Origin of the sequence: Streptomyces sp. NPDC090021, from assembly GCF_044748225.1 — a bacterium.
In the GTDB taxonomy this organism is placed as follows: Bacteria; Actinomycetota; Actinomycetes; order Streptomycetales; family Streptomycetaceae; genus Streptomyces.
In genome coordinates, this window is record NZ_JBIVFO010000007.1 from 139,271 (window position 1) to 153,493 (window position 14,223).

The following is a 14,223-nucleotide window of genomic DNA, read 5'->3' on the forward strand; positions in this document are numbered from 1 at the left end:
CCACCCCGCCACGACATCCCCTTGCCCGCGGACTGAACGACTGTTTAAGATGCTGAACATGCGTTCAGTCATGAGAGACGACAACGACCGGACAAACCGGGCCGTCATGCGCGACGAGGCCCTCCGACTCTTCGCGGAGTCCGGGCCCGACGCGGTGTCCGTACGGCAGATCGCGCAGGCCGCCGGCGTGTCACCGGGGCTCGTACTGCACCACTTCGGCTCGAAGGACGGACTGCGGCAGGACGTCGACCAGCATGTGCTCGCCGTCTTCGAGGCGGTGCTCGGCGAGGTCTCGGCGTACGGTCCCGAGGGCCCCGAGCAGACCAGGGGGCAGGCGCGTTCCCTCGGGGCCGCCGTACTGCGTCATCTGCCCGAGGATTCGCCGGTCCCCGCCTACCTGGGGCGGCTGCTGATGTCGGACGCCGAAGCCGGCCGGACCCTTTTCCGCCGGCTCTTCGAGCTCAGCCTGCGGACCCTGGAGGAGATGGAGCGGGCCGGTCAGGCCACACGCGGACACGATCCGCAGGTGCGGGCCGCGTTCCTGCTCGTCAACGACCTCGCACTGCTCCTCCTGCGACCACGACTGACCGAGGTCCTGGGGACCGACCCACTGTCCGCCGCGGGCCTCGAACGCTGGGCGCCGGAAGTACTGGCCGTCTACGGCGGAGGACTGACCGCCGAGGGAACAGGTGATACGGCATGAAAGCAGTGATCTGCGGGGCGGGGATCGCAGGGCTCGCCCTGGCACGTCGACTGGACGCGCTGGGCTGGAACGTCGTGGTACTGGAGAAGGCCCCCGGCCCCCGAACCCAGGGGTACATGGTCGACTTCTTCGGCCCGGGGTACGACGCGATGGAGGCCATGGGGCTCCTCCCGCGGCTGACGGAGCTGGCCTACCGCATCGACGAGGCGAGCTTCGTCGACGAGCACGGGCGTCGCCGCGCCGGCCTGGACTACACCCAGTTCTCGCGCGCGGTCGGCGGGCGGCTGATGAGCATCATGCGACCCGACCTGGAGCTGGCGCTGCGCGAGACGCTCCCTCCGGGCGTGGACCTGCGCTTCGGTACCGGCCCCGCGAGCATCGAGGAGACGCCCGACGAGGTGCGCGTGACCCTGGTCGACGGCAGCGTCGAACGGGCCGACCTGCTGGTCGGCGCCGACGGCGTCCACTCCACCGTGCGCGGGCTGGTCTTCGGCGGCGAGGCGTCCTTCCTGAAGTACCGGGGGTTCCACACGGCCGCCTATGTCTTCGACGACCCGGACGTCTTCGAGCAGGTGCGGGGCCGGCTCTGCCTGACCGACACAGTCGATCGCCAGATGGGGCTCTACGGCCTGCGCGACGGGCGGGTCGCCGCCTTTGGCGTGCACCGGTCCGAGAGCGGAGACGTTCCACGTGACACCCGGGAAGCCGTACGCCAGGCCTACGACGGGCTCGGCTGGGTCGTCCCGCGCGCCTTGCGCAAGTGCCCTCCGTCCAGCGAGGTGTACTACGACCAGGTGGCGCAGATCGTGATGGACCGTTGGAGCAGGGGGCGCACGGTGCTGGTCGGAGACGCCGCCTACGCCGTGTCCCTGCTCGCGGGCCAGGGGGCCTCGCTCGGGGTCGCGGGAGCGTACGTGCTGGCCGAAGAACTCGGCCGGGCCTCGTCCGTGGCGGCCGGGCTGGCCGCATACGAGCAGCGCTGGCGCCCCGTGACCCTGGACAAGCAGGAGGCGGGCAGGGCGGCGGCCGAGTGGTTCCTCCCCGCGTCGCCGTCGCGCCTGCGCGCCAGGCGGGCGGCCATGCGACTGTCCGGACTGCCCGGAGTGGGGCGGCTCGTGGCCCGCTCGCTCTCCGGAAAACCGGCCGTCCTGACCCGTGAGACCACGAGCGGCCGCCGGCACTCCGGTCCGGTTTCACGATCCCATAGCGGCCCTGGCTGAGACGTCGCCCCATGTGGAGAGCCTGCGGTGACAGATGAGGGTGTGCTGCAACGGCATGCGAGGTTCCTCAAAAGCTGACCGGCTCAAGCCTGTCCGCGCCGAACAAGGAGCCGCGTGTCGCCGGGGGCCAGGGGCTGTTGCGCACCATACGACACCGAAGCGCGAACCGATGAAGGTCGACAACTCAGACGATGAGCGGCGAGGTGTTCACCGGAACGGTGAAGGCCACCGCACCCTTTTCCTTCATGGTCGATCTTGGGGCCCTGTAGGGGGCGCCGAGAGGTCGTCCGTAGGAAGGGGTCCGGGCGGGTGCGGGGGTAGTGGGTGCGGGTGCGGGGGTGGGGGTGGGATGGTGAGGTCGGGGTGGCGGTTTCGGCGATCCGGTGCCGCTTGCGGGCGGCCGCCGCGGCGCGGATCTCTCATGGCGTCATGGACGCTCTGTATTAAGGGAGTTGGTGTTTTCCGACTCGACCGCACGAAGGAGTCACCGCTTCCCTCTGAACTAGCTCAGATTCCCTCGCGCGCGGCGGAGTCCCGCAGGACACTTGTGGCACGTTGCCGGAGCTCTCTGAGGGGGATGCCGATGCGGGACAGCCATCGCGGTGAAGCCGAGCGCTTGTTGGAGCGGGCCGTGGACGAGGCGGTCCGGCGGGGGGCGGGCTCGGCGGACGCCGCGGGCGGGGCGGTGGACCGGGCTGCGCTGCTGACGCGCGGCAGGGAGGCCCTGGATGCGCTCGCCGCGAGTGCGGCTCCCGAGTACGAGGCGTACGTACGGGCGTTGGACGAGGCGGCGGCCGGGGAGCAGTCGCTGGGTGAGGCGTTCCGGCGGGGTGACACGTCGACGGCGGTGCTGGTGACCGCGGTCGCGGCGGCGGCGGCCGTCGGGGCGGACCTGTCGCTGGGAGTCGCGGCGGGTACGGCGTTGACGGCGGGTGCTGTCGTGGGGATCGCGGGGGCGGTGGCGACCGTGGCGAAGGTGACGGCGGTGCACGTGCCGGCTGCGAACCGGCGGGCCGGGGAGCGGGGGCGGCCCGGTGGGGCGGAGCAGCTGAGGCTGCAGTGGCTGTCGGCGCTGGAGGTGCGCGGGGTACGTCCGTTCCTGGAGCAGCAGCGTGCGGTGGCCGCGGCGGCGCGTGCGCCGCGGGCGACGCGGGCGACGCGGCCGGTCACGTTGTCGTCGGCGCGGGCTGCCGGGCCGCCGTTGCGCGGGGTGGATCGCAGTGCGGAGGCGCGGCGGCGCAGTGCGCTGGAGCATTCGTTCGGGCAGTTGCCGGATGTGGCCGACCGGTTCGCGGGGCGGCGGGCGGAGCTGACGCGGATCGCGCAGTGGGTGCAGGCGGCGCGGGCCAGTACGGAGACCCGCCCGGTGGTGGTGGTGCTGCACGGGGAGCCGGGGGTGGGGCGGACGGCTCTGGCGCTGCGGGCGGCGCACGCGTTGCGGGACCAGTTCCGGGGTGCGTGTGTGGTGGACATGCGGGGTGGTTCGACGGGCGGTGAGCCGGGTGAGGCGCCACTGTCGATGCGGGAGGCGTTGCTGCACCTGATGAACCGGCTGGGTGCACCGCGTGAGCAATTGTTGTTCCGGGAGGGGGCGTCGGCGGAGCAGCAGGTGAGGCGGCTGGGCGAGCTGTACCACCAGCATCTGCGGGGGTTGCCGGTGACGGTGCTGCTCGACGACGCGGTGGATGCGGCGCAGGTGCGGATGCTGGTGCCGGAGCGTTCGGAGAGTCTGGTGCTGGTGACGGCGCGGGAGCCGTTGGAGTTGCCGGGGGATCTGGCGGCGTGGGTGCATCAGCTGCCGGTGGAGCGGCTGGACGGGGAGGAGTCGGCGGAGTTGGTGCGGGCGGTGGCGCCGGAGGCGGCGGCCGCGGGGGCCGCTGCCGGGGTGGCTTCGGTGGTGGAGGTGAGCGGGGGGCTGCCGCTGGCGCTGCGGATGCTGGCTCCGCTGGTGCGTGACGGGGTGGCCGTGGCGGGCGGGGCCGGGTCGGTGGCCTCGGGCGGCGGTGACGGGGCCGGGGTGCATCCGGGGACCGGGGTTCATCCGGGGACCGGGGTGCATCCGGTGGCCGGGGTGGATCCGGGGACCGGGGTGCATCCGGTGGAGGCGGCGCTGCGCGCGGCCGATGCCCGGTTGGCCGAGCCGGCCCGGCTGCTGCTGCGGCGGTTGCCGCTGGCGGGGCGGGCCTCGCTGGGGGGTGCGGCGGCGGCCGCGCTGGCCGACGTACCGGAGCAGGCGGCGTTGCGGACGCTGGAGGAGCTGTGGGAGGCGGGCCTGATCGAGCGGGTGCGGGGGCAGCGGTTCCGGATGCATGACGCGGTGCGCGCGTACGCTGCGGCCCGGCTGGCGGCGGACGAGGACCGGGCGGAGGTCGTGGCGGCGCACGAGCGGCTGATCCGTGACTACGCGCAGCTCGCGGACTCGGTGATCCGGATGGTCGACGGGAAAATGTCGACGCGGGCGAACCAGTTCGGGGGGCACGGCTTCGTCTCGCTGGACGCGGCGCTGCGGTGGCTGGACGACGAGTCGAGTTTCATCACGGCGGCGCTGCGGCACTCGGAGGGGGTCGATCAGCAGGCGGTGCTGGACCTGCTGGGGGCGTTGTGCGATTTCTGTCTGTTGCGCGGGGACCTGTACCGGCTGGGTGAGATCGACGAGCTGACGCAGGCGGTCGCGGCGGGACGGCGGGATCAGGCGGGGCCGCAGGGTCGGCTGGTGCGGTCGGTGCAGTGGCGTACGGGTATCGCGGCGCGGCAGCTGGGTGAGCTGGACAAGGCGCGGACCACGCTGACGTCGGTGGTGGACCAGTACATGGAGGCCCATCAGGAGGCGGGGGCGGCGATGGCGCTGGTCTCGCTCGGTATCACGCTGCACCACCAGGGGAATCTGCCGGAGGCGGCGGTGCGCATCCGTGAGGCGCTGGTGTTGCAGGAGCCCGCGGAGCTGGCGGGTGACCGGGCGTGGGGGCTGCACGCACTGGCGGCGGTGGAACGGGATCTGGCGCACCTGGCGGAGGCGACGCGGCTGCTGGAGACGTCGCTGGAGCTGCACCGGGAGAGCGAGAGCGTGCACGGGGAGGCGTGGGCGCACTTCCAGCTGGGGCAGGTGCACCTGCGGTTCGGTGAGGTGGAGCGGGCGGAGAAGGAGCTGGACCTGGCGTTGCAGTTGTACGGGCGGACCCGCGACGACCGTGGTGAGGCCTGGGCGCTGACGCAGTTGGGCCGGGCGCGGGTGGTGGCCGGGGATCCGGGACCGGCGGTGGAGCGGCTGCGGGAGGCGCTTTCCCGGCACCGGGAGGCGGAGGACGCGCGGGGGGAGGCGTGGACGCAGTACTACCTGGGGCAGGCGCTGGAGGTGAGCGGGGAGCGGGACCAGGCGGTGCGGGAGCTGGAGCGGGCGCGGACGATGTTCTCGCGGATGCGGGACGTGTACGGGTTGGCGCACGCCCGCCACCATTCGGGCCGGGTGACGCGGGACCAGCGGGCGGCGCAGACGGGGAACCTGAAGAACTCGGGTTTCGCCCGGCAGCTGCTGGTGGATGCGCGGGCGGATTTCCAGCGGATCGGGCTGGCGCACGGGGAGGCGTGGACGTGCCTGGAGCTGGCGGTGGTCGACGCGGGCAACGGGCGGCTGTCGCAGGCGCTCGGGTTGTGCGAGGAGGCGGTCCGGTTGTTCATCTCGTACGGGGACCGGCGCGGGGAGGACTGGGCCCGTTTCCTGCGGTGCACGCTGCTGCCGTACGTGGGGCTGGCGGGGCCGGGGGTGCCGGAGGAGGCGCGGGCGGAGCTGGCGCGGCTGGCGGAGGCGCCGCATCCGGCGCGTGACGGCCGGCTGGAGGAGTGCCTGGAGACGTACGGGGTGATCCTGGGCCGGGGCGTGGACCCGGCCGAGGGCTGGCAGGCGTGGCGGCTGGGCCTGGTACCGAACCTGCATTCGCGGGAGGTCATGGGAGTACCCCGCTCCTGACCCCGGCCCTGACCACCCGCCCGCCACGGCCCCGGCACCCGCCCGCGTCGGCGGCCGGTGGGCATGCCGGGATTGCCGGCCCGCCGCCTCGCGGCGGGCCGGCAACGGCAGGACGACCTAGCTGGTCGGCTTCGCCGTGGGGGTGGCGGGGGTGGCCGTCGTCGGGTCCGGGGCTTCTTCGAAGTCGACCCGGCCCATGTGCCGGTTCATGGACTTCATCAGGGCCCACACGCCGAGTGCGAGGGCCGCGAACACGAGGAAGCCCAGGACGCCGGGGGTCACCTTGTTCTTGTCGAAGGTGTCACCCGCCAGGGGAAGGAGCTGGGTCAGTGCTGCCTGCGTAGCGCTCATGGCTAGGCATTCTCCCGGATGCCCGCGAAGAGGTCGGACTCGGGGAGGGAGGTGTCGACGAGCGACTTGGCGAGTTCGTACTCCTCGGTGGGCCAGACCTCCTTCTGGACCTCCATGGGCACGCGGAACCAGCCGCCGTCCGGGTCGATCTGCGTGGCGTGCGCGATGAGCGCCCTGTCACGGATCTCGAAGAAGTCCGCGCAGGGGACGTGGGTGGTCAGGGTCCGCTCCTTGCGCTCGAACTCCTTCCACCGCTCCAGCCACTCGCCGTAGGGGGACTCCAGGCCGCGGGAGAGCATCGCCTCGTGCAGGGCGATGGTGCGCGGCTTGTTGAAGCCCTGGTTGTAGTAGAGCTTCTGCGGCTGGTGGGCGGGGCCGTATTCGGCCTCGGGGTACTTCTCGGTGTCCGCCGCGCCGTCGAAGGCCACCATGGAGATCTTGTGGGTCATGATGTGGTCGGGGTGCGGGTAGCCGCCGTTCTCGTCGTACGTGGTGACGACCTGCGGCTTGAACGCGCGGATCTTCTTGACCAGCTCGCCGGCGGCCTCGTGGACGTCCGCGAGGGCGAAGCAGCCGTCGGGGAGCGGGGGCAGCGGGTCGCCCTCGGGCAGGCCGGAGTCGACGTAGCCGAGCCATTCCTGCTGGACGCCGAGGATCTGGCGGGCTTCTTCCATCTCCTTGGCGCGTACCTCGTGGATGTTCTCCTCGATGTACTTGTCGCCCTGGAGCTTGGGGTTCAGTACGGAGCCCCGCTCGCCGCCCGTGCAGGTGACGACCATCACGGGGACCCCCTCGGACACGTACTTGGCCATCGTGGCCGCGCCCTTGCTCGACTCGTCGTCGGGGTGGGCGTGGACGGCCATCAGTCGAAGCTGCTCGGTCAAAACAGGATCCTCTGCGATTGGGCGCGACACTCGGCTTCTATAGTGACCGAACTGGGGGACGGAAAATTCCAGGGATGGCCCACCCTCCCCAGCGAGAGGAAAAGATCATGAGCGCGGTGCGCGAGGGACTGCCCGAGGGCCGGTACGGCCGGTCGGCGGACGAGCGTACGGACCGGAAGCTCAAGATCATCGGCGCTGCGCTGGGTGTCCTGCTGCTGGGCATGATCGGCTGGATCGGCTGGGACTACGTCGCGGGGCGGAGCGTGAGCGCCGAGGTGATCAAGTTCCAGGTGATCTCGGACACCGAGGTGAAGGTGCACCTGGAGGTCCGCAAGGACGCTTCGGTCACCGGCGTCTGCACCATGGTCTCGCAGGACGAGCAGCACGCCGAGGTGGGCCGTGCCGACTTCACCTTCGCCCAGCGGCAGTCGCGGGTCGACGAGGTCGTCTCGGTGAGGACCACCGGCCGGGCCACCATGATCGAGCTGGTGGGATGCCAGCCGGCGGCGTCCGCCGGCTGAGGCGTACGCCGTGGGCTGAGGCGTATGCCGTCGGCTGAGGCGCATGCCGAGGCTTGGGAGCGCGGCCCGCGGGGCAATGCCCCTCTGGGGTCCTCCCCCTTTTCTTCCCGAATTGTTAGGCTCGTGGTTTCGTCCGCCGCTGGCGGGCGTGTAGTCCCCTGTACCGACGAGGAGCACCCGTGACCCAGACGAGCGAGAGCGTCACCTGGCTGACCCAGGCGGCGTACGACCAGCTGAAGGCGGAGCTGGACTACCTCTCTGGTCCCGCCCGTACGGAGATCGCCGCGAAGATCGCAGCCGCCCGCGAGGAGGGTGACCTCCGCGAGAACGGCGGATACCACGCGGCCAAGGAGGAGCAGGGCAAGCAGGAGCTCCGGGTCCGCCAGCTCACGCAGCTCCTGGAGAACGCGAAGGTCGGGACGGCCCCCGCGTCCGACGGCGTGGTGGCACCGGGCACCCTCGTGAAGATCGCCTTCGACGGCGACGAGGACGACACGATGGAGTTCCTGCTGGCGTCGCGCGAGTACGCGTCCGGGGACTTCGAGACGTACTCCCCGCAGTCCCCGCTGGGCACCGGCGTCATGGGCAAGTCGATCGGCGAGGACGCCGAGTACGAGCTGCCGAACGGCAAGAAGGCCTCGGTCAGGATCCTGGACGTCAAGCCCTTCACCGGCTGATCACCCTCGGTCACTGTTGGTTCATGCGTGATGCCCGGCCGGTTCTCCGGCCGGGCATCACGCATGAGGGCGGCCCCTAGCCCATCACCTTGTACCCGGCGCCGTGCAGCGTCCGCGCGACCTCCGCGCAGTGCTCCGGCCCCTTCGTCTCCAGTTGCAGCTCCACCTCCACCTCCGTGAGGCCCAGCCGCGGGTCGGTCCGTACGTGGCTCACGTCCAGCACGTTGGCGTCGACCACCGACAGCACCCCGAGGAGTCCGGCGAGCGCGCCGGGCCGGTCGGTCACGCGCAGCCGCAGCGACAGGTAGCGGCCCGCCGCCGCCATGCCGTGCCGCAGGATCCGCTGGAGCAGGAGCGGGTCGACGTTCCCACCGGACAGTACGGCCACCACCGGGCCCGCGCCGTACAGTTCAGGCTCGCTGAGCAGGGCCGCCACCGTGCTGCACCCGGCCGGCTCTACGACGAGCTTCGCCCGTTCCAGGCAGAGCAGCAGGGCGCTGGAGAGGGCGTCCTCGGACACCGTTCGCACGTCGTCGAGGAGTTCTCCGATGATCCGGAAGGGGACGTCGCCGGGGCGGCCCACCTTGATGCCGTCGGCCATCGTGTTCGGGTGGTCGATGGAGACGGGGTGGCCGGCCTTGAGGGAGGGCGGGTACGCGGCCGCGCCGGCCGCCTGCACCCCGATCACCCGTACGTCGGGCCGCAGCGCCTTCACCGCGACGGCCACGCCGGCGGCGAGCCCGCCGCCGCCGATCCCGACCAGGATGGTGCGCACCTCCGGGCACTGTTCCAGGATCTCCAGGCCCACCGTGCCCTGGCCGGCGATGATGTCGCGGTGGTCGAAGGGGTGGATGAACACGGCCCCGGTGCGGTCGGCGTACTCCTGGGCCGCGGCGAGGGTCTCGTCGACGACCTGGCCGTGCATGCGTACGTCGGCCCCGTACTCCTGGGTCGCCGCGACCTTCGGCAGCGGTGCCCCGACCGGCATGAACACGGTGGAGCGGACCCCGAGGAGGGAGGAGGCGAGCGCCACGCCCTGGGCGTGGTTGCCGGCGCTGGCGGCCACGACTCCGGCGGCGCGCTGCTCGGGGCGCAGGCCCGCGATGCGCACGTACGCCCCGCGGAGCTTGAAGGAGCCGGTGCGCTGGAGGTTCTCGCACTTGAAGTGGACCGGCGAACCGGTGAGGGCGGAGAGGTGCCTGCTGCCTTCCATCGGCGTGACCCGGGAGACACCGGACAGCATCTTCTGGGCCCCCCGGACGTCGTCGAGGATCACCTGGGGGACGGGCTGGGGCACGCGGTAGTTCATGCCGTCAGTCTCGCAGCCCGGGGGCGGGCGGGCCGGGAGCGTCCGCGGGAGCCCCGGAAGGGGCCGGGGCGCTCCGCGGCGCGGGATGGGGTGGGCCGTGCCGCAGGGCCGAGGCGGGTCGTGGCGCGGGGGCCTGGGCGGGCTGCGGCGGAGACCGGGGTGCTCTGCGGCCGACGGCCGGGACGGGCTGCGGCGGAGACCGGGGTGCTCTGCGGCCGACGGCCGGGACGGGCTGCGGCGGAGGCCTGGGCGGGCCCGGGCCGCGGGGCCGGGGCGGGCCGATGGCGCAGGGACGAGATCTCGCCATCCGGAACGCCTGTGGGACGGCCGCCCCGGCGGGTCGTATCAGTTCTCGTACGCGGCGTACGAGCCGCCGCAGGGCCGCGTACGCTGTCCCCCATCCTTGTCGGACCCACGCGAAGAGAGCCCACGGCCATGCCTTCCTCCCCGGCCAATTCCGATCTGCCCGTGCAGGCCGAAGCGCCCGCCGGAGCCGGTCTCCTCGACGCGCTCCAGCACCAGGTGGCGGTCTTCGCCCGCCGCGCCGAGCAGACCCGTCTGGGCGGCGTGGGCCAGGCCCGCAACTCGATGGACCGCGCCGCCTACCTGCTGCTCAACCGGCTCGACCTGGAAGGCCCGATGGGCGTCAAGGCGCTCGCCGGCGGCATGGGGATCGACTCGTCCACGGTGACCCGGCAGGTCGCACCGCTGGTCGACGGGGGCCTGGTCAAGCGGACCTCGCACCCCGAGGACGGGCGGGCCGTGGTCCTCGCGCTGTCCCCGCGGGGGCTGGCGCGGCTGGAGGAGGTGCGCTCCTCGCGGCGCGAGCTCATGGCGCGGGTCACCGAGGGCTGGAGCGAGGACGAGCGCGAGTCCTTCACCGGGCTGCTGACGCGCTTCAACCTGTCGCTGTCGGAGCTGATGGCGGCCGTGGCCGAAGCCGGTCCCGCCTCCTGAGCGGAGTGCGTCCGTCCTCTTGACCTGACCGGTCCTACCGGCCGCACTATGTGTGCATGCGGGCGGTTGATCAACAGTCGGGCTCCTACGGGGAGTTCGAAGCCTTCGTCGCGGGTGCGGCAGGGCGGCTGCTGCATGTCGCGGTGCTGCTGACCGGCGAACCGGAGTCGGCCCGGCGGCTGCTCGCGGGCGCGCTGGCCCGTACGTACGCGCACTGGCGGCGGCTGCGCGCGGACGACCCGTACGACTTCACCCGCCACGAGCTGTGCACGGCCTTCGCCCGGACCGGCCGGCACCACCACGGCGGGACCGGCGTGCTGGCGCGGCTGAGCCCGCAGGAGCGGCTCGTGGTGGTCCTGCGGCTCTACGAGGGGCTCGCGGAGGAGGTCACGGCGGCGCAGCTCGGGATGCCGGTGGAGCGGGTCCGCGTGCTGTGCAACCGGGCGGTGTCCCTGCTGAGGGCCCGGGAGGCGGCGTGAGCGGGGTTCCCGACCGGAAGGAGGCCCAGGTCAGGCAGCTCCTGGAGGGCCCGTACCCAGTGGTCCCGACGGGCCTGGCCGCAGGTGCGGCGGCCCGCGGGGACCGGCTCCTGCGGCGGCGCCGGGCGCTGCGCAGGTTCGGGTGGGCGGTGCTGTTCGCCGCCGCGGTGGCCTTCGTGGTCTGGGCTTCCCTGACACGCCCCTGGGCGGGCCCGCCGAGCGGCATCTCCCCGCCCCTGGAGGGCTGGTAGGCCGGCCTCCGGCGCAGCAGCCGGGGTCGCGCGGCGCAGCCGGGGCATTGCGGCTGCCCCGCCGGGACCAGGCCTGCCCCGCCGGGCCGGAGGCGGGACGGGCCCGCCGCGACCGGGACCCGGCCTGCCCCGCCGGGACCGGGCTGGGGCCCGCCGGGACCAGGCCCGCCGGGGTAGGCCCGGGCCCGGCGGGGGCGGGGTGTCAGCCCAGGGCCTGGGTGAGGTCCGCGATCAGGTCGTCGGCGTTCTCGATGCCCACCGAGACGCGGATCAGGTCCGCCGGGACCTCCAGCGCCGAACCGGCGACCGACGCGTGCGTCATGCGGCCCGGGTGCTCGATGAGGGACTCGACGCCGCCCAGGGACTCGGCCAGCGTGAAGATCTTGGTGCGGCCGCAGACCGCGACGGCCTCCTCCTCGCCGCCCGCGACCTGGAAGGAGACCATGCCGCCGAAGTTGCGCATCTGCTTCGCGGCGATCTCGTGGCCCGGGTGCTCGGGCAGGCCCGGGTAGAGGACCTTGGTGACCTTCGGGTGGCGCGTGAGCACCTCGACGATCCTGGCCGCGTTCTCGGCGTGCCGGTCCATGCGCACGGCCAGGGTCTTGATGCCGCGCAGCACCACCCACGAGTCGAACGGCCCGGCCACCGCGCCCATCGCGTTCTGGTGGTAGGCCAGTTCCTCGCCCAGCGCCTCGTCGGCGGTGACGAGCGCGCCGCCGACCACGTCGGAGTGCCCGCCCATGTACTTGGTCAGCGAGTGCACGACCACGTCCGCGCCCAGCGCCAGCGGCTGCTGCAGGTACGGCGAGGCGAAGGTGTTGTCCACGACCAGCTTGGCACCCGCGGTCCGCGCGATGTCGGCGACGACGGCGATGTCGGTGATGCCGAGCAGCGGGTTGGAGGGGGTCTCGACCCAGATGACCTTCGTCTTCGGGGTGAGGGCGGCGCGGACGGAGTCGGCGTCGGAGGTGTCGGCCACCGACCATTCCACGCCCCAGCGGGAGACGACCTTCGCGAAGAGGCGGAAGGTGCCGCCGTAGGCGTCGTTCGGGATGACCACGTGGTCGCCCGGGGAGAGCAGCGTGCGCAGCAGGCAGTCCTCGGCGGCCAGTCCGGACGCGAAGGCGAGGCCGCGCCGGCCGCCCTCCAGTGCCGCGAGGTTCTCCTCCAGCGCGGTGCGGGTCGGGTTGGCACTGCGGCTGTACTCGTAGCCGCCGCGCAGGCCGCCGACACCGTCCTGCTTGTAGGTGGAGACCTGGTAGATCGGGGGCACGACCGCGCCGGTCTGCGGGTCGGCGGTGTTGCCCGCGTGGATCGCGCGGGTCTCGAAGCTCTGGTGCTCGTGGCTGTCGTCGCTCATGGTCAGATGCTATGCCCCGGTCCGGCGTGCACCCCCCTGTTCGCCTCTTCCCCCCTCGGTCTGGTTCGCTGGAGGCATGGAGATTCTGTGGTTGCTGTTCGCGGTGCTCATGATCGTGTTCATCGTCGGACCGTACGTCCGGCGCCGCCGCGGCGGCGTCCGCCTGGTCGCGCCGGGCAGCCCTGACGCGGCCGACCCGGCGAACTACGGATTCGACCGGCAGGAGGACCTCGACATCCGCCTCCCCGGACCCGACCAGGATCTGATCGACGCGCTCGACAACGTGCGGCGCACCGGCCAGTGGCAGGCGGCCTCGCAGCTGCTCGCCGGGACCCCGCGGGAGGGTGAGCTGCGCTGGCAGCGCGTGCAGGCGTTCGGCGGGTCGGCGGCGCTGGAGCTGGTGGCGCAGCCCGGGGTGGGCGCGCAGTGGCTGAAGGCGTGGCGGCTGGAGGCGGACAAGGATGCCGGCGGCGCGCAGGTGCACGCGGAGCTGCTGGTGCAGCAGGCGTGGCGGCATTCGGGCGGTGTCGGGTCCGAGGACCACCGGATCATCCTGGAGGAGGCCCGGGAGGCGTGCCGCAGGGCCGCGCTGCTGGCGCCGGGGGACCCGGTCCCGTACATCACGGAGCTGTCGATCGCCCGGGGTCTGGCGTACCCGGAGGCGGAGTTCGACGAGCTGTGGGCGAAGGTCATCGACCGGGCGCCGGAGCACATGGGCGCGCATCTGGCGGCGCTGCACTACTGGTGCGCGAAGTGGCACGGCTCGAGGGAGAAGGCCGACGCCTTCTCGCACGCCGCGGCGGCGCGTGCCCCGCAGGGCTCGCTGCTGGCGGCGCTGCCGCTGTTCGCGCTGTACGAGAACCTGCCGGACGTGATCCTGAGCACCGGCTTCTACCGGAGCGAGGCCGTGACGCGGGCGGTGGAGGGCGCGCTGTACTCGGTGCACACGGCCCGCCAGGACGACCCGATGCTGGCGCACGTACGGCACCTGCTGTTGCTGTTCCTGGTCAACATGGAGCGGTGGGCGGAGGCGATGGAGCAGGTCCGGCACGTGGACGGCTACGTCGGCGCCCTGCCGTGGTCGGCGGCGGAGGACCCGGCGGCGCAGTACGCGGTGTACCGGGCGCTGGCGGTCGCGGGCTACGAGGCCAACGGCGGCTCCCCGGCGACGCTTCCGCGGTAGCCGGTCACCGTCCCGGCGGCGTAGCCGGTCACCGTCCCGGAGCGGTAGCCGGTCACCGTCCCGGCGCGGTAGCCGGTCACCGTCCCGGCGGGTGGCGGTCCGCCCGCCGGGGCGCCCGCCGGAGCATCCGCCGGGACGTCCGTGGGCCGGCCCGCCCGGCATCCGCGCCGGGCATCCGCACCCGGCGTCCGCACCGGAAGGCGGTGCCTGCCCGCCGGCTCCGCCCGCGAGCCCTACCCGCGGGTACCCCCACGGCCGGCGGCGGCGAGCGGTGAATAAGGTTGCCGTAAACACTCTCTGAGCCGCATCATGCGGCGTGGCGGCCGTCGACCCCCGCCACGCGTCTGAGCACCGCTCTTCTTCA

The 14,223-nt window shown here is 72.9% G+C and carries 13 protein-coding genes; 9 read left to right on the forward strand and 4 right to left on the reverse strand.

The window, feature by feature from the left end; all coding sequences use genetic code 11:
- Window positions 1-58 precede the first annotated feature (58 nt).
- The 3 genes from ACIPXC_RS07515 (at window position 59) to ACIPXC_RS07525 (ending at window position 5,887) form a co-directional block, all read left to right on the forward strand.
- Entirely contained in the window at window positions 59-703 is a 645-nt protein-coding gene (locus ACIPXC_RS07515) for a TetR/AcrR family transcriptional regulator (protein WP_401614488.1), read from the forward strand.
- Entirely contained in the window at window positions 700-1,923 is a 1,224-nt protein-coding gene (locus ACIPXC_RS07520; protein ID WP_401614490.1) for an FAD-dependent oxidoreductase, read from the forward strand. Before ACIPXC_RS07515 ends, ACIPXC_RS07520 begins: the two co-directional genes overlap by 4 nt.
- A 583-nt stretch (window positions 1,924-2,506) precedes the next feature.
- Window positions 2,507-5,887, forward strand: a complete 3,381-nt coding sequence (locus ACIPXC_RS07525) for a tetratricopeptide repeat protein (protein ID WP_401614492.1) — start codon at window positions 2,507-2,509, stop codon at window positions 5,885-5,887.
- Between the two features lie 117 nt (window positions 5,888-6,004).
- Here ACIPXC_RS07525 and ACIPXC_RS07530 read toward each other — a convergent pair whose 3' ends face one another.
- A complete protein-coding gene (locus tag ACIPXC_RS07530; protein ID WP_401614494.1) occupies window positions 6,005-6,238 on the reverse strand; it encodes a hypothetical protein in 234 nt (77 codons plus the stop codon).
- A gap of 2 nt (window positions 6,239-6,240) precedes the next feature.
- Window positions 6,241-7,122: a mycothiol conjugate amidase Mca gene (gene mca / locus ACIPXC_RS07535; RefSeq protein ID WP_037881454.1), complete on the reverse strand. Its 882-nt coding sequence runs from the start codon at window positions 7,120-7,122 to the stop codon at window positions 6,241-6,243.
- A gap of 107 nt (window positions 7,123-7,229) precedes the next feature.
- On the opposite strand from mca, the gene ACIPXC_RS07540 reads away from it, so the two are divergent.
- Both ACIPXC_RS07540 and greA read left to right on the forward strand, forming a co-directional pair.
- Entirely contained in the window at window positions 7,230-7,643 is a 414-nt protein-coding gene (locus ACIPXC_RS07540) for a DUF4307 domain-containing protein (protein WP_401614496.1), read from the forward strand.
- A gap of 179 nt (window positions 7,644-7,822) precedes the next feature.
- Window positions 7,823-8,320 carry a transcription elongation factor GreA gene (gene greA, locus ACIPXC_RS07545; RefSeq protein ID WP_030964565.1) on the forward strand — a complete coding sequence of 166 codons (498 nt, stop codon included), beginning with the start codon at window positions 7,823-7,825 and terminating at the stop codon, window positions 8,318-8,320.
- A gap of 76 nt (window positions 8,321-8,396) precedes the next feature.
- On the opposite strand, the gene ilvA is transcribed toward greA, so the two are convergent.
- The gene (gene ilvA, locus ACIPXC_RS07550; protein WP_401614498.1) at window positions 8,397-9,629 is read right to left on the reverse strand and encodes a threonine ammonia-lyase; all 1,233 of its coding nucleotides are present in this window, start codon (window positions 9,627-9,629) and stop codon (window positions 8,397-8,399) included.
- A gap of 435 nt (window positions 9,630-10,064) precedes the next feature.
- Between ilvA and ACIPXC_RS07555 the strand changes: the two genes are divergently transcribed.
- The 3 genes from ACIPXC_RS07555 to ACIPXC_RS07565 are packed head-to-tail and all read left to right on the forward strand — an operon-like array spanning window position 10,065 to window position 11,316.
- On the forward strand, window positions 10,065-10,586 hold the full coding sequence (locus tag ACIPXC_RS07555) for a MarR family winged helix-turn-helix transcriptional regulator (protein WP_046779115.1): 522 nt from the start codon (window positions 10,065-10,067) through the stop codon (window positions 10,584-10,586).
- A gap of 56 nt (window positions 10,587-10,642) precedes the next feature.
- On the forward strand, window positions 10,643-11,065 hold the full coding sequence (locus ACIPXC_RS07560) for a sigma factor-like helix-turn-helix DNA-binding protein (protein WP_401614501.1): 423 nt from the start codon (window positions 10,643-10,645) through the stop codon (window positions 11,063-11,065).
- Window positions 11,062-11,316: a hypothetical protein gene (locus tag ACIPXC_RS07565; RefSeq protein WP_401614503.1), complete on the forward strand. Its 255-nt coding sequence runs from the start codon at window positions 11,062-11,064 to the stop codon at window positions 11,314-11,316. Before ACIPXC_RS07560 ends, ACIPXC_RS07565 begins: the two co-directional genes overlap by 4 nt.
- A gap of 202 nt (window positions 11,317-11,518) precedes the next feature.
- Here the strand turns inward: ACIPXC_RS07565 and ACIPXC_RS07570 are convergent, their stop codons facing one another.
- Window positions 11,519-12,676 (reverse strand): cystathionine gamma-synthase, encoded by a 1,158-nt coding sequence (locus tag ACIPXC_RS07570; protein WP_401614505.1) that lies wholly within the window; start codon window positions 12,674-12,676, stop codon window positions 11,519-11,521.
- Between the two features lie 76 nt (window positions 12,677-12,752).
- On the opposite strand from ACIPXC_RS07570, the gene ACIPXC_RS07575 reads away from it, so the two are divergent.
- Window positions 12,753-13,859: a hypothetical protein gene (locus tag ACIPXC_RS07575; RefSeq protein WP_401614507.1), complete on the forward strand. Its 1,107-nt coding sequence runs from the start codon at window positions 12,753-12,755 to the stop codon at window positions 13,857-13,859.
- Window positions 13,860-14,223: the final 364 nt, after the last annotated feature.